Raw genomic sequence first — 17,848 nt, forward strand, 5'->3', positions numbered from 1 at the left:
TTCCTTCGGCTCACGGATTGATCGACATGGGACGCGAAGCCGCACCCGGCAGCTCGTCGGCGGGTGTCTCGATGCCGGGCGCATGGGTCTGGAGCGAGCCTGGGGCCACGGGGGCGTCCGGGGCCACGCCCTTGCGCTGCAAGGTCTTGCCATGCTCGGGCGAAGGCCAGAGGCCGCGCGGACGCATCAGCATGATGACGATCATGGCCAGGGCAATGAAGAGCTGGCGCAGGATGGACGCATCGAGGCGGCCGTCGGTCATGGCCTGCAGCGGGCCGGCCACGTAGCGCAGCACTTCGGGCAAGGCGGCCAGCAGCACGGCGCCGAGAATCACGCCCGGCAGGTGGCCGATGCCGCCCAGCACCACCATGGCGACGATCATCACCGACTCCATGAGGCTGAACGATTCGGGCGACACGAAGCCCTGGAAGGCCGCGAACATGGCTCCCGACACGCCGCCGAAGCTCGCGCCCATGCCGAAGGCCAGCAGCTTCATGTTGCGGGTGTTGATGCCCATCGCCTTGGCGGCGATCTCGTCTTCGCGGATGGCCATCCAGGCGCGGCCGATGCGGGAGATCTGCAGCCGGTGCGAAATGATGATCGTGGCGATCACCAGCGCAAGGAACAGGTAGTAGTAGAGCGTGACCGACGAGATCGTGAAGCCGTCGAACTTCCATGCCTTGCCGAGGTCGAGGCCCCAGAACTTGATGGAGTCGATGGCGGTGATGCCCTTGGGTCCGTTGGTGATGTTGATCGGCTGGTCGAGGTTGTTCAGGAACACCCGGATGATTTCGCCGAAGCCGAGCGTCACGATGGCCAGGTAGTCACCGCGCAGCTTGAGCGTGGGCGCCCCGAGCATCACGCCCAGCACCCCCGCCACCACCAATGCCAGCGGTATCACGATGAGCAGCGAGGTGTGCAGCCCGTTCGGGAACATGGCCTTGAACCACGGGAAGGTGTCCGAAAGGTGCGACGAGCCCATGAGCGCGAAGAGGTACGCGCCCACCGCAAAGAAGGCGACATAGCCCAGGTCGAGCAGGCCGGCGTAGCCGACGACGATGTTCAAGCCGAGCGCCAGCATCACGTAGAGCAACGCGATGTCGGCGATGCGCACCCAGGCATTGCCCTGGCTTTGCAGGAAGATCGGCAGTGCGAGCACCGCGACGACGCCGAGGATGTAGAGAGCGAGGTTCTTGCTGTTCTTCATGGTGTGCTGCTCCTCAGGCCCGATCCGCCACGCGCTCGCCGAGCAGGCCCGAAGGCCGCAGCGTGAGCATGACGATCAACACGATGAAAGCGAAGATGTCGCTGTAGTTGCTGCCGAGCACGCCGCCGGTGATGGCACCGATGTAGCCGGAGCCGATGGCTTCGATCAACCCGAGCAGGATGCCGCCGACCACCGCGCCGGCCAGGTTGCCGATGCCGCCGAACACTGCCGCGGTAAAGGCCTTGAGGCCGGGCAGGAAGCCCATGGCGTGCTGCGCAATGCCGTAGTTCGAGGCGTACATGACGCCCGCAATGGCCGCGAGCACGGCGCCGATGATGAATGTGGCCGAAATGACCATGTCGGGCCGGATGCCCATGAGCGCCGCAACGCGCGGGTTCTCGGCGGTGGCGCGCATGGCGCGGCCGAGCTTGGTGTAGTTGACCAGCCACATCAGCACCACGAGCGAGAACGCCGTGACGCTCAGGATCATGACCTGCGTGGGCGAAATCACCGCGCCGCCCACCTCGATGGGCGTGGTCGACAGCAGGTTGGGATACGCCTTGTTGGTGGGCTTCCAGATGATCATTGCCAGCGTCTGCAGCAGGATCGACATGCCGATGGCAGTGATGAGCGGCGCGAGCTTGGGGCTGTTGCGAAGGGGCCGGTAGGCAACCTTCTCGATCACGAAGTTGAGCGTGGCGGCCACCACGCAGGCAATGACCAGCGAGATGATGAGGATCAACCAGCCGGGCGTGCCGGGCATCGATTCCTGCATGAGCCCGATGATGGTCCAGCTTGTAAGCGCCCCCACCATCAGCACTTCGCCGTGCGCAAAGTTGATCAGATTGATGATGCCGTACACCATTGTGTAGCCCAAGGCTATCAAGGCATACATGCTGCCGAGGACCAGACCGTTGATGATCTGCTGCAGCAATATTTCCATAACGCGTTCCTATTTATTGCACCGTTGCAGGGTGCCATTCACCCACCGTGGCACCGGTTTGGCACCTTGGCTTGATAAGCAAAAAACCAGCCAACATGTGTCGCCGGCTGATTTGTGCGCGGGATTGTAAGCACGCGCCAGCGCCGATTTGGTGCGCGCTCACCGGGGTTTACCCGCTCAAGTCATGCTATATGTAAGTGAAGCCATGCATCGCACGCGCGCAAGCGTGCATGCGGCACGTTACTCATCGTGCTGGCCGTTGAGGCGGCGAAGCTCGCGCAATTTTTCTGCTATGCGGATCTCGAGGCCGCGCTCCACGGGCTGGTAGAAAACCTGGCCCTCGAGGCCGTCGGGCAGGTAGCGCTCGCCGGCGGCAAAACCGCCCTCCTCGTCGTGCGCGTAGCGGTAGCCCTTGCCGTAGTCGAGCTCCTTCATGAGCTTGGTGGGCGCGTTGCGCAGGTGCATGGGCACCGGACGCGTGCTGTCCTTCTTGATGAGCGCGCGCACGGCGTTGTAGGCGGTGTAGACGGCGTTCGACTTGGGCGCCATGGCCAGGTAGATCACGCACTCTGCCAGCGCAAGCTCGCCCTCCGGCGTGCCGAGCCGCTCGTAGACCTCGGCCGCGTCGAGCGCCAGCCGCAGCGCGCGCGGATCGGCCAGCCCGATGTCTTCGCTGGCCATGCGCACCAGCCGCCGGGCCATGTAGCGCGGGTCGGCACCGCCGTCGAGCATGCGCACGAACCAGTAGAGCGAGGCGTCGGGGTCGCTGCCGCGCACCGACTTGTGCAGCGCGCTGATGGTGTCGTAGAACTGCTCACCGCCCTTGTCGTAGCGCCGCATGCGCTCGCCGAGCACGCGCAGCAGCCATTCGTCGGTGATGTTGTCGAGCTTCTCGGCCTTGGCCGCAACGGCCAGCGTCTCGAGCGTGTTGAGCAGGCGCCGCGCGTCGCCGTCGGCATAGGCGACGAGCCGGTCGATGGCTGCGCCTTCGATGGCGGGAACGGCCTGGATGGCCTGCGCCTTGGCCACAATCTGCTTGAGATCGGCCTCGGTGAGCGGTTGCAGCACATATACCGCTGCCCGCGAAAGCAAGGCCGAGTTGACCTCGAACGACGGGTTTTCGGTGGTGGCGCCAATGAAGGTGAAAAGCCCCGACTCCACATGCGGCAGGAACGCGTCCTGCTGGCTCTTGTTGAACCGGTGCACCTCGTCGACGAAGACGATGGTCCGCTGCTGTTCGAGGCCGTCGCGCGCCGCGGTGGCGCGCTCGACCGCCTCGCGGATGTCTTTCACGCCGCCGAGCACGGCGCTGATGCTCAGGAACTGCGCATCGAAGGCATCTGCCATCAGGCGCGCAATGGTCGTCTTGCCGGTGCCTGGTGGCCCCCAGAGAATGCAGGAATGCGGCTGGCCCGACTCGAAGGCAATGCGCAGCGGCATGCCCGGCCCCAGCAGATGCTGCTGGCCGATCACCTCGCCCAGCGTCTTCGGACGCAGGCGCTCGGCAAGGGGTTGATGCGAACTGGTGGCCAAACCTGCCTGTCTGATCTTCTATTGCTTGATGACGTCGGCACCGGCCGGCGCCTTGAATTCGAACACATTGGCGTTGAGCGCCGGGTTCACTTCGACCTTGCTGAACTTGAGCACCGAGCGCTGTCCAAAGCTGTCGAGAATTTCAAGCGCCGCCAGCGAGTCGCCCTGGAAGCCGACCAGCACATTCTGCAGCTGGCCGTCCTTGTTCTTGGGCGTGGCCTTGACCCACTGCAGGCCATCGCGCTCGGGCGCGGCCTCGAGCGTGAAATCGGCCTGCAGCGCGCGCACGTCCGGGGCCGCGGCAATCAGCGCGGCGGGTGTGGAGCCCAGTGCCTGCGACTGGGCACGCTGCGTCACTTGGTTCAGGTCGGCGTCGTACAGCCAGAGCGTCTTGCCGTCGGCCACGATGACCTGCGCGAACGGCTTCTGATAGTCGAACTTGAATTTACCGGGGCGCTGGAATTCGAAAGTGCCGTTCGATGTCTTGGTACGGCCCGGCTGCCCTTCGCGCGGCGGCGCGGTAACGGTCTGGGTGAACTCGGCGCGGCCCGACTTGACCGTCTTCACGAAGGCTTCGAGGCTCTCCAGGCCACCGGCCCAGGCGTTCGCGGATGAGAGAAGGCCGATCAACAGCCAATGACGAAATTTCAATTTGGATTCCTCGGAAAAGCAGTGGCGTTGAAGCGACCTTACCCCGCCGCGCGTTGCGGCATGTGCGGGGCTTGATGAAGTTTTGCAACGTTATTGCAGCTTTTGCAACGTGCCTGTCGGCGCGGGACGCCTGGGCTCGCAGGTGTTTGCCGGTTATTCCGCGCGTGCGGGCACCAGGATTTCGCGTTGCCCACTGCCGCTCATGGCGCTGACCAGGCCCGCCTTTTCCATGTCTTCGACCAGCCGTGCCGCGCGGTTGTAGCCGATCTTCAGGTGACGCTGCACCAGCGAAATGCTGGCCTTGCGGTTCTTGAGCACCACCTCCACGGCCTGGTCGTACATCGGGTCTTTCTCGGCGTCGCCGCCCTCGCCCAGCATGTCGCCGTCGCCGTCGACCGTGCCGCCTTCGAGCACGCCTTCGATGTAGTCGGGCTCGCCTTGGCTCTTGAGGTAGGCCACCACGCGGTGCACTTCTTCGTCGCTCACGAAAGCGCCATGCACGCGAATCGGCAGGCCGGTGCCGCTGGGCATGTAGAGCATGTCGCCCATGCCGAGCAGCGCTTCGGCGCCCATCTGGTCGAGGATGGTGCGGCTGTCGATCTTGCTCGACACCTGGAACGCGATGCGGGTCGGAATGTTCGCCTTGATGAGGCCGGTGATCACGTCGACGCTGGGCCGCTGCGTGGCAAGAATGAGGTGGATGCCGGCGGCGCGCGCCTTTTGCGCGAGCCGGGCAATGAGCTCTTCGATCTTCTTGCCGACCACCATCATCAGGTCGGCCAGCTCGTCGATCACGACGACGATGTGCGGCTCGCGCTTGAGCGGCTCGGGATCGTCGGGCGTGAGGCTGAACGGGTTGTAGATGAACTCCTCGCGCGCCTTGGCTTCGTCGATCTTGGCGTTGTAGCCGGCCAGGTTGCGCACCCCCAGCTTGCTCATGAGCTTGTAGCGGCGCTCCATCTCGGCCACGCACCAGTTCAGGCCGTGCGCGGCCTGGCGCATGTCGGTGACCACGGGCGCCAGCAGGTGCGGAATGCCTTCGTAGACCGACATTTCGAGCATCTTCGGGTCGATCATGAGCAGGCGAACGTCGCGCGCCTCGGCCTTGTAGAGCAGCGACAGGATCATGGCGTTGATACCCACCGACTTGCCCGAACCGGTGGTACCGGCCACCAGCACGTGCGGCATCTTTGCAAGATCGGCCACCACGGGGTTGCCGATGATGTCCTTGCCCAGGCCCATGGTCAGGAACGACTTGCCCTCGTTGTAGACCTGCGAGCCCAGGATTTCGCTGAGCTTGATCGACTGGCGCTTGGCGTTCGGCAACTCGAGCGCCATGTAGTTCTTGCCCGGAATGGTTTCGACCACGCGAATCGACACCAGCGAGAGCGAGCGCGCAAGGTCCTTGGCAAGGCCGACGATCTGCGAGCCCTTCACACCGGTCGCAGGCTCGATTTCGTAGCGCGTGATCACGGGGCCCGGCGAGGCCAGCACCACACGCACCTCGACGCCGAAGTCCTTGAGCTTCTTCTCGATCATGCGCGAGGTCATCTCGAGCGTGTCGGGAGAAACCGTTTCCTGGCGCGCCTGGGCGGCGTCGAGCAGGTCGACCTGCGGCAGCTTGCTGTCGGGCAGTTCCTTGAAGAGCGGCTTCTGGCGCTCCTTGACGACGCGGTCGCTCCTGGGCACTTCGGTCATCGCAGGTTCGATCTGCACCGGCGGAGAGGGCACCCGCCGCTTGGGGCGCGGCTCGATGCGCAGTTCTTCGTCTTCATCGGCGCCCATCGGCTCGACAACGCCGCCCGATTCACGCGAGAACACGGGCTCCTCGGCTTCCGCGCGTTCCCGGGCGGCCTGCTTGCCCATGGCAATGTCGGCCGCCAGTTCGCGTTTTTCGCGGCGCGATTCGAACAGCGAGTAGGCGCGCGCGCCGATGCGCTCGGCAATCAGGCTCCATGAGAAGCGGAACACCAGCGCCGAGCCGATCACGCCGGCCGCAATGGCCACCAGCGCCGAACCCGTAAAGCCGAGCCAGCGCACGCTGGCGGGCCCGACCAAGTAGCCGAGCGCGCCGCCGCCAGAGCCCGGCAAATACGATTCGAGCCGGTACAGGCGCGACCACTCGAGCGTGGTGCTCGCGCAGAGCAGCAACACCAGGCCGAACCAGAACGCCAGCCGGCTGCGATTGAACCGGCCGCGCACCGGCTGCTCGGCAGGCGCGGCCTCGCCTCCGCGAAGCCAGTTGGCCAGGGAAGACAGCCAGGCCCGGAGCCCCGCGGCCAGGCACCACCAGACCGAGTAGCCAGCCAGGAAATAGCTGCCGTCCGCCAGCCATGCGCCGATGCGGCCCGCCCAATTCTTGATTTCTCCTCCGGTGCCGGAGGTCGACCAGGCCGCGTCCGAAGGCGTGAAGCTCAGCATGGCAAGCAGCCAGAACAGCAACGCGGCAAATCCCGCGATCAGCGTGATCTCGTGGGCGAAGCGCATGGCGCGAACGCGCACGGGTTGCCCCTCGGCGGCCGAAGAAGATTGAAGCGTATTGAGCGAATAGGTCATGAAAAACACAGCACCCAGCGCTCGGAAGCGGCGGCTGGAGGCCTGAACACTACAACAAAAGGACTTGGCCCCCAGGAGCGCCGGTAACGGCTCAAGTCAGCGACAGGAGCCGTTCCTTGACGAGCATGGAGCCGTCGTCCTGCGTCTGCACGAATCCGCGCTCTTCCAGATCCTTCATCACGCGGCTCACCATCTCACGCGAGGCGCCGACCATTTTCGCAAGGTCCTGGCGGGAGATCTTGTCGCGCACCTTGAGATTGCCCGCGCCGTCGTCGATGGCGAATTCGAGCAGCGAGCGTGCCACGCGGCCATACACATCCATGAGCGCGAGCGACTCGATCTTGCGGTCGGCATGGCGCAGGCGCTGCACCAGCCCGCGCATGATGTTGTAGGCCATGGAGGAGTTTTCGGGCAGGCAGCGCGCAAACGCGTCACGGCCGAGCATGAGCACGTCGCACTGGATTTCGGTGCGCACCGTGGCCGAATGCGGCTCGTCGTCGATCAGGCTCATTTCGCCGATGTAGTCGCCGGGGTGCAGCGTGGCAAGAATCACCTCGCGACCGCGGCTGTCGGCGCTGGTGACGCGCGCGCGGCCAGTCAGAATGATGTAGAGCGCATCGGACTTCTTGCCCTGCTCCACAATGATTTCCGCTCGCTTGAGACGCTTCTTGACGATCGCATCCGCAATGCTCGACGACTGAGAAGACGTGAGCGAGGCAAACAGCGGAACGCGCCGCAGCAATTCAAGATTGGACAGCATCGACATTTATCAATCCCTGATACGGCGCGTGGGGAGCCCGTCCGCCGGCAAGCCGATGGATTACTACAATCGCGCGCATTGAAAACACCGTGCACCCGGTGTTGAACCGAGCGGTGATACTCCACATATATCGCTACCACCCTGAAAATGTACACGCTGAAGCAGCGCAAATCCTAGGTTTTCTACTCATGTCCGCACCCCAACACGCCAAGGTTTTGATTCTGGGCTCCGGCCCCGCCGGCTATACCGCCGCTGTTTATGCAGCCCGCGCGAACCTCCAGCCTTTGCTGATTACCGGCATTGCCCAAGGCGGACAATTGATGACGACCACCGAAGTCGACAATTGGCCGGCCGACGTGCACGGCGTGCAAGGCCCCGAGCTGATGCAGCGTTTTCTTGAACACGCGGAGCGTTTCAAGACACAAATTGTTTTCGATCACATTAACAAAGTTGATCTAAGCAAGCGTCCTTTTACATTGACGGGCGACAGCGGCACTTACACCTGTGATTCTTTGATCATTGCCACAGGCGCTTCCGCCAAGTACCTGGGTCTCGATTCGGAACAGAAATTCATGGGCCGCGGCGTTTCGGCCTGCGCAACCTGCGACGGATTTTTCTACCGCGAGCAGGAAGTGTGCGTAATCGGGGGCGGCAATACGGCCGTCGAAGAAGCGCTGTATCTCGCCAACATCGCAAACAAGGTCACGCTGGTTCATCGCCGCGACAAATTCCGCGCAGAGCCCATCCTGATCGACAAGGTCAAGGAGAAGGTGGCCGAGGGCAAGATCGTGCTGAAGCTGCACAACGAACTCGACCAGGTGCTGGGCGACGACACCGGTGTGACAGGCATCCGGATCAAGAACACGCAGACCGGCGAAACCGAACAGATCGACCTCAAGGGCTGCTTCATCGCCATCGGGCACCACCCCAACACCGACATTTTCCAGGGACAGCTGGAAATGAAGGACAACTACATCCTGACCCGCTCGGGCCTGCAGGGTTTTGCCACGATGACCAGCATTCCCGGCGTTTTTGCCGCAGGCGACGTGCAGGACAACGTGTACCGCCAGGCCATCACCAGCGCCGGCACCGGCTGCATGGCCGCGCTGGACGCCCAGCGCTTCCTGGAGCAGGACGGCACACTCTAAACCCGGGCTGCGCCAAAAGGGCTATAATCCGAGGCTTTGCCGAAATGAGGCCGCCCTTGTGGTGGCCATCAGCGTTCCGGCGAGCCGGGGTACCGCCACCCGTTTCTGGCGAGGTCAAGCTGCAAAACACCTGCAATCTCCACGGTTGCGCCGGTGCCAGCTGTTCAAGAAAGAGTGTCCTCATGGCACGCGTATGCGACGTAACGGGCAAAGGCCCGATGGTCGGAAACAATGTTTCCCACGCCAACAACAAAACCAAGCGCCGGTTCCTGCCGAACCTGCAATACCGCCGTTTCTGGGTCGAAACTGAAAACCGCTGGGTTCGCCTGCGTGTTTCGAGCGCCGCGCTGCGCCTGATCGACAAGAACGGCATCGACGCCGTGCTCGCAGACCTGCGTGCACGCGGCCAAGCTTAAGGAGCTGAATCATGGCAACGAGCAAAGGCGGACGCGAAAAGATCAAGCTGGAATCCACCGCGGGTACCGGCCACTTCTACACGACCAGCAAGAACAAGAAGACGATGCCTGAAAAGATGTCGATCATGAAGTTCGACCCCAAGGCGCGCAAGCACGTCGAATACAAGGAAATCAAGCTGAAGTAATTCAGCGCTGGTTCCACCAACAAGAAACCCCGCCGGGCTTGCCCAGCGGGGTTTTTTGTTGCCCGCTTCTTTCTCTCTCGCTCCCTTGGGCGCAGAAAACGGGCGCAAAAAAAGCCGGCTCGAAGCCGGCTTTTTTATGAGGAGCGCGGTTCCCCGCCTCTTCTGATCGATCAGGCCCGTGCTGCGCGCAGACGCGTCGAGAACTCGCGCAGGCCGGCAATACCGCTGGCTTCGGCACGATGGCACCAGGCAGCCAGGTCGGCGGCCAGTTGCTCGCGAGATTGCGAGGTGTTGAGCCAGAGCTGGCGCAGCTCTTCGCGCATCGTGACCATCTTGTCGATCACCGGGTGGGCAGCGCGCGCCTGCACCAGGTGCGTGCGGGCCGAGGCCGGCACCTTGTCGTCGTCGCGATGCAGCCAGTTCTTGGCCGCCTTGAGCACCGAGATGTCGCCGCCCTTGGTCTTGAGCGCAATCAGCTCGGCCTTGGTCACGCGGCGCATTTCGCGGGCGTAGCCAGCCATGACTTCGTAGCGGTTGGCAATGACGGCTTCGAGCGTCTTTTCGTTGGCCACGGGCTGGATGTCGCCCATCTGCATCTTCGGCGGCACCTTCTTGACCTTGGCCCAGCCGATCGCCTGCATCATCTGGATGTAGACCCAGCCGATGTCGAATTCGTACTTCTTGACCGAGAACTTGGCCGACGTGGGATACGTGTGGTGGTTGTTGTGCAGCTCTTCACCGCCAATGATCAGGCCCCAGGGCGAGACATTGCGGCTGGCGTCGGGCGCCTCGAAGTTGCGGTAGCCCCAGTAGTGGCCAATGCCGTTGATGATGCCGGCGGCCGTGATCGGGATCCACAGCATCTGCACAGCCCAGACGGTCAGGCCCAGCGCGCCGAAGAGTGCCAGGTTGATGACCAGCATGAGGCCCACGCCTTGCCAGCTGTAGCGGGTGTACAGGTTGCGTTCGATCCAGTCGTCGGGCGTGCCGTGACCGTAGCGGTCCATCGTTTCCTTGTTCTTCGACTCGGCGCGATACAGCTCGGCGCCGCGCCAGAGAACTTCGTCGATGCCCTTGACCTGCGGGCTATGCGGGTCTTCCTCGGATTCGCACTTGGCGTGGTGCTTGCGGTGAATGGCAACCCATTCCTTGGTGACCATGCCGGTGCCCAGCCAGAGCCAGAAACGGAAGAAATGCGAGGGGATCGGCCCCAGGTCCATTGCCCGGTGCGTCTGCGTACGGTGCAGGAAGATGGTGACCGCGGCGATCGTGATATGCGTGGTGACGAGCGTGTACAACACGATCTGCCACCATGTCAGGTCCCACAAGCCGTGTCCGAGCCACTGGAGGGCCGCGCTCAAAACGGCAGAGTCAGGAATCAACATTGAATTAAGTACTCCATGGCCACACGAAGGTGCAGCCTTCAGTTAACCCACGATTTTAAGGTGGCAAGGCCAAAATGAGGCCTTTTACCCTTCCTTAATAGCGCAGATTTACCCTACTTTGGAGTGCCGAGCCTATTTGCGGTTCCACACCGCCGCAAAGAAACCGTCCGTGGCGTGGCGGTGGGGCCATAGCCGCAGGTAGCGCCGTCCGTCCTCGCCGCCGGCGCAAAGGGCCTCGAAACCCTCTACTTTCAGGCCCTGCAGCAGCTCCGCGGCGTCCTGGGGCACGAAATCGGGGTTGGCGGCGCTGAAAGCCTCGGCAATGGCCTCGTTTTCCTCCGGCAGCACGCTGCAGGTGGCATAAATGAGACGCCCGCCCGATTTCAGGAGGCGTGCCGCGCTCTGCAGGATGGCCGCCTGCTTGACCGTCAGTTCCTCGACCGACTTGGCCGACTGGCGCCATTTCAGGTCGGGATTGCGGCGCAGCGTTCCCAGGCCCGAGCACGGAGCGTCGACCAGCACCCGGTCGATCTTGCCGGCCAGGCGCTTGATGCGGTCGTCGCGCTCGTGCGCAATGGCCGCCGGGTGAACATTCGAGAGCTTGCTGCGCGCCAGCCGCGGCTTGAGCGCATCGAGCCGGTGCGCCGACGTGTCGAAGGCATAGAGCCGGCCGGTGTTGCGCATGGTCGCGCCGATCGCCAGCGTCTTGCCGCCGGCGCCGGCACAGAAGTCGACCACCATTTCGCCGCGCTTCGCGTCCAGCAGCAGCGCCAGCAGCTGGGAGCCTTCGTCCTGCACCTCGACGGCACCTCGGGCGAACGCGTCCAGCTTGGTCAGCGCCGGCTTGCCGTCGATGCGCAGACCCCACGGCGAGAACGGCGTTACTTCAGATTTGATAGCAGCCTTGGCAAGCTCCGCCTTGACTTCGGCGCGCTTGTCGGTAAGGGCATTGACCCGGAGATCGAGCGGCGCGGGCTGCTGCAGGCTCTCGACCAGCGGCCAGAAACCGTCGCCCAATTGCGCCTTGAGCGGCGCGACCAGCCACTCGGGGAGATTGTGGCGATGGCGTTCCAGCAGGTCTTCGGGCTTGACGGCATCGCAGTTGTCGAGCCAGCGCTTTTCGGTGTCGTTGAGCGCGCTCTTCAGAAAGTCGCGCGGGCCATGAAAGCCGAGGATCGCCATGCGGCGCTCCTTGGAGCCGCTGCCCGAGGGCGACAGGTGGTCGAACAGGAGCTTCTTGCGCAACACGGTGTAGACCGTCTCGGCAAGCGTGGCGCGCTCGCGGGGGCCGAACTCGCGGTGGTCGCGAAAAAATCGCGAAACGACCTGGTCGGCCGGATGATCGAATTTCAGGACAAGGCCGACCAGATCGGCGGTGGCCTCCAACAGGGCTTTGGGGTGCATACCCCGATTGTCTCAGCCGGAGGGCTCTCTACGCCCGGCGCGTCCAGATCGGCCCGAAAGCCTGTCGCTCAATGTCGGCCAGCGTAGGTGAATGGCCGGCCCACAGAACTAGCGCCGCCCCCGGCAGGCTCAAGGTGTGCTCGAGGTGGCGGCAAAGCCGCCAGCGGTCTTCGTCGTCCATGCCCGGCAGGTCGACGAACACGATGTAGGCCCGGCGCCACGGAAACTCGCGCAGCGTCTTGCGCACCAGCCAGGCGCGCGAAATGGGAAGGCACCGCGCCAGGTCGGCCTGTAACTCGCCCAGTTCATAGTCGCTCAGGTCATGCCGTGCGATCTGGCTGAAGAAGGGCGTTTCGGTGATCTCCTCCCAGGCCCGAGCCTCGGCTTCTTCCGCCTCCTTGAGGCGGCCGCGCCACAGCTTGAGTGCTTCTTCGTCGTGAGCGCCGGCATCGGGGTTCTCGAGTGCGGCCACGGCGCTTTTTGCAGCCCACCATCGGCTGGCGGCACTGGATCCGTGCAAGCGCTCGAGCACGGCAAGACGCGCTGCGCGATCGCGCACGGGGAGCATCTGGGATAGTCCGCGCAAGGCGCCGGCATGCTCGGGCGAGGCCTGGAGCGCACGTTCGTATCGAACGCGCACGGGCGCCGCCGGATCGAGCCGCCGCTCGGAATCGGCCCATTCGACGAGTTCGTCAGGCGTATTGCGCTCGCCCCGCGCCGCGAGAAGCTCGACGCGTTCCCGGATGCGAGACCGGTGCGCATGGTGCTGCTTCCAGTCGCTGGCATGGTTGCGGCGCCACTGGTTGTCGAAATGCGCAATCCACTTGGTACTGTCTGCCAGCATGCCCAGCGCGGGCTCGACCGACCAGGGCGGCACCACGGCCTTCTGGCCGAGCGCTTCGAGCCGGTCGCGCAAGACCGGATGGGTGTCTTCGAGATCGCTGACGCGCCGCATGGCGTCGCGCAATGCCCGGCGCGCAAATTCGTCGCTGGGCGGCGTTGCGGCAAGCTCCTTCAGCGCCTTGAAAGGCCCCGGCGGCTGCGGCTCCCTTTCGGCACGGGCCCAGTGCGAAGCCCAGAACTCATCGGCATACCAGTTCGCCTTGATGGCAATTTCCGTCAGCGCGGCCGCGGCAACGGTCGTGCCCAGGAGCCGGCCCGAAATGCGGTCGGCTTCGTACTCGTCTTGCCGCGCGAGCGCAAACGTGCGGGCCGCGAAGCGCGGAAAGTACCAGCGGAAGAAGCTCTGCGACACCAGTGCCATCACGCCTTCGTCGCGCTGCAGGCTGGCGTCGAGCTTGAGCCACGAAAGCCGGGTGCGGTAGATCCAGGCGCTCAGCTTGCCGTGGTTGCCGCGCAGGTGCCCGTACTCGTGGGCAAGCACCGACAGCAGCCGCCGCCGGTCCAGCATCATCAGCAGCGGCAGCCCAATGCTCAGGGAATTGACCGCGCCGCCAAACAGCCCGAAACGCGGCACTTGCCGGATGCTGGCGTTGAATTCGTCGTCCAGGTAGACGCGGTGGACCGGCGGGCCCTTGATCTTCTTGCGTATGCGGTCGAGCGCTTCGAACAGCGCAGGCGCATCTGAGCGCGAAAGCTCCCGCCCCTCGGGTTCGTCGAACCGCACCCAGAGCGCGCGCAGTGTGGCCCAAAGCAGGCCCAACGCAAACAGAGCCAGCCAGCCGCGCCCGAAACTGAAGCGCCCCTGTCCGGCCGACAGCGCGACCCAGGCGATGATGCCGACGGAGAGCGCCAGGCAGGCCAGCACCCACAGGTAACCGAGTGCGGCAAATGCCGCGACGCTGCGCCGGTAGCGCGCACTGTCGTCCGCGCTGGCATGCTCGCTCAGGCGGACAAGGTGAACAAAATCAGCGCGATCCATCCGACTTTCCCTCAACCGACCCTACAGTTTGAAAGAAGCAAGACCGTGAACGACAACGACCTGCCACCCCTGATAGAGACGCCGCCCGGCCGTTATCGCCACTACAAGGGCGGCGAATACGAAGTGCTGGGCACCGTGCGCCACAGCGAAACGCTGGAGCCGATGACGCTGTACCGGGCCCTTTACGGCGCCAGAGGGTTGTGGGTTCGGCCCGCCGCGATGTTCAGCGAAACCGTGGAGATCGACGGTGTTCGCCAACTGCGCTTTACCCCTGTCTAGAGCACTACGTATTCGATCGCATCAAAGTCATCGAAGGCGGTCAGCCGCAGCGAACGTCCGTCACGCGGCCGCGGGCGTCCACGTCGAGGTTGAGGCGTCCGCCGTTGAGTTCCATCGTGACCACCTCACCGGGCTTCAGGGCCCGCACCGTGCCTGCACCGGCGCGAACGCGGGCTGCGGCTTCGAGCTGGGGCGACAGCGGCTGGCCGACGGCGAAGCGCGCGCCATCCGCATTGCACTGGAACACCGGCTCGGGTGCCGGAGCAGCTGCAGCGGGAGTTGCCGCGGGGGTCGAGCCTTGCGTGGCACAAGCCGTCATCAAGACGGCGCCGGCAACGATGAACAGTAGTGATTGGGTTTTCAATTTGTCTTCTCCCGAAAACCCGCGAATATAAACAACTTTAACGAATGTGACCTGATGTATCTGCAAGCCATCCAGCAATGGCGCGTGGATACAACTGATGTTCCTGCGCCAGCACGCGGCCGGCCAGGGTGGCGGCCGTGTCGTCCGGCAGCACGGGCACTACTGCTTGCGCCAGGATAGGCCCGTGATCGAGTTCGGTCGTTACCTGGTGCACGGTAACGCCGGCCACCTTGCAGCCCGCGTCGATGGCCCGCTGGTGAGTGTGCAGGCCCGGAAACGCCGGCAGCAGCGACGGATGGATGTTTATCAGGCGCCCGGCGTAGCGGCCGACAAAGCCGGGTGTCAGGATGCGCATGAAGCCCGCCAAGACCACGAGCGCCGGCGCGTGCGCATCGACCACCTTGGCCAATGCCTCGTCGAAAGCTTCGCGCGTCGGAAATTCCTTGTGCGGAACCACGGCAGTTGCGATGCCGTGCGTGGCGGCAATCGCAAGCCCGCCCGCTTCGGGCTTGTTGCTGACCACCGCGGCAATGCGGGCGCCAAAGCGCTCGGCCCAGCGGTCGCGCTCGGCGGCGCGCACGATGGCCGCCATGTTGGAGCCGCCGCCGGAAATAAGGATCACGATGTTCTTCATGGGACGCGGGATTATCTGTGCTCTGCTCCGGCGGCCCTGAACTTGTCGCCGCGCGGACACCGATTCACAGCACGACCGTGCTAAAACTCGAAGTTCCGGAGACACACCGCCATCGGCGCGATGGCGGCGGACCGATCAACACAGCGAGGCACGCATGGATTTGAGCTTCACGCCCGAAGAACAGAAGTTCCGCGAAGAAATTCGCGCATGGGTCAAAGAGAACCTCCCCAAGGAGATTTCGCACAAGGTGCACAACGCGCTCGAGCTGACGCGCGACGATCTGCAAGGCTGGGCCAAGATCCTCGGCAAGAAGGGCTGGCTGGGCTACGGCTGGCCGAAGGAATTCGGCGGCCCGGGCTGGACCGCCATCCAGCGCCACCTGTTCGAGGAAGAAACCGCCCTGGCCGGCGCGCCGCGCATCGTGCCGTTCGGCCCGGTGATGGTCGCACCTGTGATCATGGCTTTCGGCAACGCCGAGCAGCAGAAGCGTTTTCTCCCGGGCATCGCAAGCGGCGAAGTCTGGTGGAGCCAGGGCTACAGCGAACCGGGTTCGGGCTCCGACTTGGCTTCGGTCAAGACCAAGGCCGAGCGCAAGGGCGACAGGTACATCGTCAACGGCCAGAAGACCTGGACCACGCTCGGCCAGTACGGCGACTGGATGTTCAACCTCGTGCGCACCAGCAATGAGGGCAAGCCGCAAACCGGCATCAGCTTCTTGCTGCTCGACATGAAGTCGCCCGGCGTCACGGTGCGCCCGATCAAGCTGCTCGACGGCAGCCATGAAGTGAACGAGGTGTTCTTCGACAACGTCGAAGTACCGGCAGAAAACCTGATCGGTGAAGAGAACAAGGGCTGGACCTATGCCAAGCACCTGCTCTCGCACGAGCGCACCAACATTGCCGACGTGAACCGCGCCAAGCGCGAGCTCGAGCGCCTGAAGCGCATTGCCAAGAGCGAAGGCGTGTACGACGACCTGCGCTTCCGCGACGAGATCGCCAAGCTCGAAGTCGACATCGTCGCACTCGAGATGATGGTGCTGCGCGTGCTCTCCGCCGCCACCTCGGGCAAGAACTCGCTGGACGTCGCGGGCCTGCTCAAGATCCGCGGCAGCGAAATCCAGCAGCGCTACAGCGAACTGATGATGCTGGCGGGCGGCGCGTATTCGTTGCCTCTCATCCGCGAAGCGATGGAAGCCGGCTGGCAAGGCGACTTTCCAGGCGGCAACCCGGCCCTTGCGCCGCTCGCATCGACTTTCTTCAACATGCGCAAGACCACCATCTACGGCGGCTCCAACGAAGTGCAACGCAACATCGTCGCGCAGACGGTTCTGGGCTGAGGAGACAAGAACATGGATTTCAATTTTTCAGACGACCAGGAACAACTGCGCGACGCCGTGCGCAAGTGGGTCGACAAGGGCTACGACTTCGAACGCCGCCGCGGCATCGAGGCCAAGGGCGGCTTCTCGCGTGAAGCCTGGGACGAACTGGCCGAGCTTGGCCTGGGCGGCCTCTACATCGCCGAAGACGACGGCGGACTGGGCATGGGCCCGGTGGCCGGCATGGTGGTGATGGAAGAACTGGGCCGCGGCATCGTGCTGGAGCCCTTCGCCCAGACGCTGATTGCCGGCGCCGTGCTCAGCGGCTACGCCGGTGCCGACCTCAAGGACAACTGGCTGCCCCGCATTGCAGGCGGCCAGGCCATCGTGGTGCTTGCCTACCAGGAGCGCAAGGCACGCTACCGGCTGGATGTGTGCGAAGCCAAGGCCGTGAAGGCCGGCGACGGCTGGTCGCTGACCGGCGCGAAGAGCGTGGTGCCCGTGGGCGACGAAGCCGACGCCTACATCGTGCCCGCGCAGGCCGACGGCAAGATCGCCCTCTTCCTGGTCGAGCGCAGCGCCAGCGGTGTCGAAGCCCGCGGCTACGGCACGCAGGACGGCAGCCGCGCGGCGGAAGTCGTGTTCGACAAGGCAGACGCCACGCTGATCACCGCAGACGGACTGGCCGCGCTCGAGTACGCAGTCGATGTGGGCATTGCAGCCACATGCGCCGAAGCGGTCGGCGTCATGGACAAGACCGTAGTACTCACGGTCGACTACATGAACCAGCGCAAGCAGTTCGGCGTGGTCATCTCCACCTTTCAGGCACTGCGCCACCGCGTGGCCGACATGAAGATGCAGCTCGAGCTCGCACGCTCGATGAGCTACTACGCCACGCTCAAGCTCAACGCGCCGGCCGACGAGCGGCGCCAGGCGCTGGCGCGAGCCAAGTACCAGCTGGGCGTTTCGATGCGCTTCGTGGCAGCCAACTCGGTGCAGCTGCACGGCGGCATCGGCGTGACGGACGAATACATCGGCAGCCATTATTTCCGCAAGCTCACGCAGCTTGAAATGACTTTCGGCGACACCCTGCACCATTTGGGCGAAGTGTCGGCCCGCATGCAGGACACCGCGGGCGTCTTCGCCTGACGATGTTTTTCCCATAGCATCCAACGCCCGCCCGCCT

The 17,848-nt window shown here is 64.1% G+C and carries 17 protein-coding genes; 6 read left to right on the plus strand and 11 right to left on the minus strand.

Annotated features, from left to right (window positions below; translation table 11 throughout):
• Window positions 1-10 precede the first annotated feature (10 nt).
• From V9L20_RS04540 to V9L20_RS04565, 6 genes are all read right to left on the minus strand, one after another.
• Complete coding sequence (locus V9L20_RS04540; protein ID WP_157612705.1) at window positions 11-1,207, minus strand: ABC transporter permease subunit; 1,197 nt, start codon at window positions 1,205-1,207, stop codon at window positions 11-13.
• Between the two features lie 13 nt (window positions 1,208-1,220).
• Entirely contained in the window at window positions 1,221-2,150 is a 930-nt protein-coding gene (locus V9L20_RS04545; protein ID WP_126745652.1) for a branched-chain amino acid ABC transporter permease, read from the minus strand.
• A 240-nt stretch (window positions 2,151-2,390) separates the two neighbouring features.
• Window positions 2,391-3,683: a replication-associated recombination protein A gene (locus V9L20_RS04550; protein ID WP_337295650.1), complete on the minus strand. Its 1,293-nt coding sequence runs from the start codon at window positions 3,681-3,683 to the stop codon at window positions 2,391-2,393.
• A gap of 18 nt (window positions 3,684-3,701) precedes the next feature.
• A complete protein-coding gene (gene lolA / locus V9L20_RS04555; RefSeq protein ID WP_258504574.1) occupies window positions 3,702-4,334 on the minus strand; it encodes an outer membrane lipoprotein chaperone LolA in 633 nt (210 codons plus the stop codon).
• 153 nt (window positions 4,335-4,487) lie between these two features.
• Complete coding sequence (locus tag V9L20_RS04560; protein ID WP_337295651.1) at window positions 4,488-6,890, minus strand: DNA translocase FtsK; 2,403 nt, start codon at window positions 6,888-6,890, stop codon at window positions 4,488-4,490.
• A 91-nt stretch (window positions 6,891-6,981) separates the two neighbouring features.
• Window positions 6,982-7,656 carry a Crp/Fnr family transcriptional regulator gene (locus V9L20_RS04565; protein WP_126745648.1) on the minus strand — a complete coding sequence of 225 codons (675 nt, stop codon included), beginning with the start codon at window positions 7,654-7,656 and terminating at the stop codon, window positions 6,982-6,984.
• Between the two features lie 182 nt (window positions 7,657-7,838).
• Here V9L20_RS04565 and trxB point away from each other — a divergent pair, with 182 nt between their 5' ends.
• The 3 genes from trxB (at window position 7,839) to rpmG (ending at window position 9,399) form a co-directional block, all read left to right on the plus strand.
• Window positions 7,839-8,798 carry a thioredoxin-disulfide reductase gene (trxB, locus tag V9L20_RS04570; protein WP_258504570.1) on the plus strand — a complete coding sequence of 320 codons (960 nt, stop codon included), beginning with the start codon at window positions 7,839-7,841 and terminating at the stop codon, window positions 8,796-8,798.
• Window positions 8,799-8,980: 182 nt separating this feature from the next.
• Window positions 8,981-9,214, plus strand: coding sequence for a 50S ribosomal protein L28 (gene rpmB / locus V9L20_RS04575; protein WP_007830293.1), 234 nt, complete (start codon window positions 8,981-8,983; stop codon window positions 9,212-9,214).
• An 11-nt stretch (window positions 9,215-9,225) separates the two neighbouring features.
• Window positions 9,226-9,399 (plus strand): 50S ribosomal protein L33, encoded by a 174-nt coding sequence (gene rpmG, locus V9L20_RS04580; protein ID WP_007830291.1) that lies wholly within the window; start codon window positions 9,226-9,228, stop codon window positions 9,397-9,399.
• Between the two features lie 170 nt (window positions 9,400-9,569).
• On the opposite strand, the gene V9L20_RS04585 is transcribed toward rpmG, so the two are convergent.
• The 3 genes from V9L20_RS04585 to V9L20_RS04595 form a co-directional block, all read right to left on the minus strand.
• A complete protein-coding gene (locus V9L20_RS04585) occupies window positions 9,570-10,784 on the minus strand; it encodes a DesA family fatty acid desaturase (protein ID WP_157612700.1) in 1,215 nt (404 codons plus the stop codon).
• A gap of 132 nt (window positions 10,785-10,916) precedes the next feature.
• The gene (locus V9L20_RS04590) at window positions 10,917-12,188 is read right to left on the minus strand and encodes an RsmB/NOP family class I SAM-dependent RNA methyltransferase (protein ID WP_337295652.1); all 1,272 of its coding nucleotides are present in this window, start codon (window positions 12,186-12,188) and stop codon (window positions 10,917-10,919) included.
• A gap of 28 nt (window positions 12,189-12,216) precedes the next feature.
• On the minus strand, window positions 12,217-14,070 hold the full coding sequence (locus tag V9L20_RS04595; protein WP_337295653.1) for a M48 family metallopeptidase: 1,854 nt from the start codon (window positions 14,068-14,070) through the stop codon (window positions 12,217-12,219).
• Between the two features lie 45 nt (window positions 14,071-14,115).
• On the opposite strand from V9L20_RS04595, the gene V9L20_RS04600 reads away from it, so the two are divergent.
• A complete protein-coding gene (locus tag V9L20_RS04600) occupies window positions 14,116-14,349 on the plus strand; it encodes a DUF1653 domain-containing protein (RefSeq protein WP_337295654.1) in 234 nt (77 codons plus the stop codon).
• 40 nt (window positions 14,350-14,389) lie between these two features.
• On the opposite strand, the gene V9L20_RS04605 is transcribed toward V9L20_RS04600, so the two are convergent.
• Window positions 14,390-14,713 carry an I78 family peptidase inhibitor gene (locus V9L20_RS04605; protein ID WP_337295655.1) on the minus strand — a complete coding sequence of 108 codons (324 nt, stop codon included), beginning with the start codon at window positions 14,711-14,713 and terminating at the stop codon, window positions 14,390-14,392.
• A gap of 37 nt (window positions 14,714-14,750) precedes the next feature.
• Window positions 14,751-15,347, minus strand: coding sequence for a phosphoribosylglycinamide formyltransferase (purN, locus tag V9L20_RS04610; protein ID WP_258504550.1), 597 nt, complete (start codon window positions 15,345-15,347; stop codon window positions 14,751-14,753).
• 154 nt (window positions 15,348-15,501) lie between these two features.
• On the opposite strand from purN, the gene V9L20_RS04615 reads away from it, so the two are divergent.
• Window positions 15,502-16,683: an acyl-CoA dehydrogenase family protein gene (locus tag V9L20_RS04615; protein WP_337295656.1), complete on the plus strand. Its 1,182-nt coding sequence runs from the start codon at window positions 15,502-15,504 to the stop codon at window positions 16,681-16,683.
• Between the two features lie 12 nt (window positions 16,684-16,695).
• A complete protein-coding gene (locus V9L20_RS04620; RefSeq protein ID WP_337295657.1) occupies window positions 16,696-17,811 on the plus strand; it encodes an acyl-CoA dehydrogenase family protein in 1,116 nt (371 codons plus the stop codon).
• The last annotated feature ends 37 nt before the right edge of the window (window positions 17,812-17,848 follow it).

It is taken from the genome of Variovorax sp. CCNWLW225 (assembly GCF_037204045.1).
GTDB lineage: Bacteria > Pseudomonadota > Gammaproteobacteria > Burkholderiales > Burkholderiaceae_C > Variovorax.

Excerpts from the sequence above, each read along its gene's own strand:
- V9L20_RS04585 (WP_157612700.1), bottom strand. The coding sequence starts at position 10,784 with ATGTTGATTCCTGACTCTGCCGTTTTGAGCGCGGCCCTCCAGTGGCTC.
- V9L20_RS04615 (WP_337295656.1), top strand. The coding sequence starts at position 15,502 with ATGGATTTGAGCTTCACGCCCGAAGAACAGAAGTTCCGCGAAGAAATT.
- V9L20_RS04595 (WP_337295653.1), bottom strand. The coding sequence starts at position 14,070 with ATGGATCGCGCTGATTTTGTTCACCTTGTCCGCCTGAGCGAGCATGCC.
- V9L20_RS04620 (WP_337295657.1), top strand. The coding sequence starts at position 16,696 with ATGGATTTCAATTTTTCAGACGACCAGGAACAACTGCGCGACGCCGTG.
- rpmG (WP_007830291.1), top strand. The coding sequence starts at position 9,226 with ATGGCAACGAGCAAAGGCGGACGCGAAAAGATCAAGCTGGAATCCACC.
- rpmB (WP_007830293.1), top strand. The coding sequence starts at position 8,981 with ATGGCACGCGTATGCGACGTAACGGGCAAAGGCCCGATGGTCGGAAAC.
- trxB (WP_258504570.1), top strand. The coding sequence starts at position 7,839 with ATGTCCGCACCCCAACACGCCAAGGTTTTGATTCTGGGCTCCGGCCCC.
- V9L20_RS04540 (WP_157612705.1), bottom strand. The coding sequence starts at position 1,207 with ATGAAGAACAGCAAGAACCTCGCTCTCTACATCCTCGGCGTCGTCGCG.
- purN (WP_258504550.1), bottom strand. The coding sequence starts at position 15,347 with ATGAAGAACATCGTGATCCTTATTTCCGGCGGCGGCTCCAACATGGCG.
- V9L20_RS04565 (WP_126745648.1), bottom strand. The coding sequence starts at position 7,656 with ATGTCGATGCTGTCCAATCTTGAATTGCTGCGGCGCGTTCCGCTGTTT.
- V9L20_RS04545 (WP_126745652.1), bottom strand. The coding sequence starts at position 2,150 with ATGGAAATATTGCTGCAGCAGATCATCAACGGTCTGGTCCTCGGCAGC.
- V9L20_RS04560 (WP_337295651.1), bottom strand. The coding sequence starts at position 6,890 with ATGACCTATTCGCTCAATACGCTTCAATCTTCTTCGGCCGCCGAGGGG.
- V9L20_RS04590 (WP_337295652.1), bottom strand. The coding sequence starts at position 12,188 with ATGCACCCCAAAGCCCTGTTGGAGGCCACCGCCGATCTGGTCGGCCTT.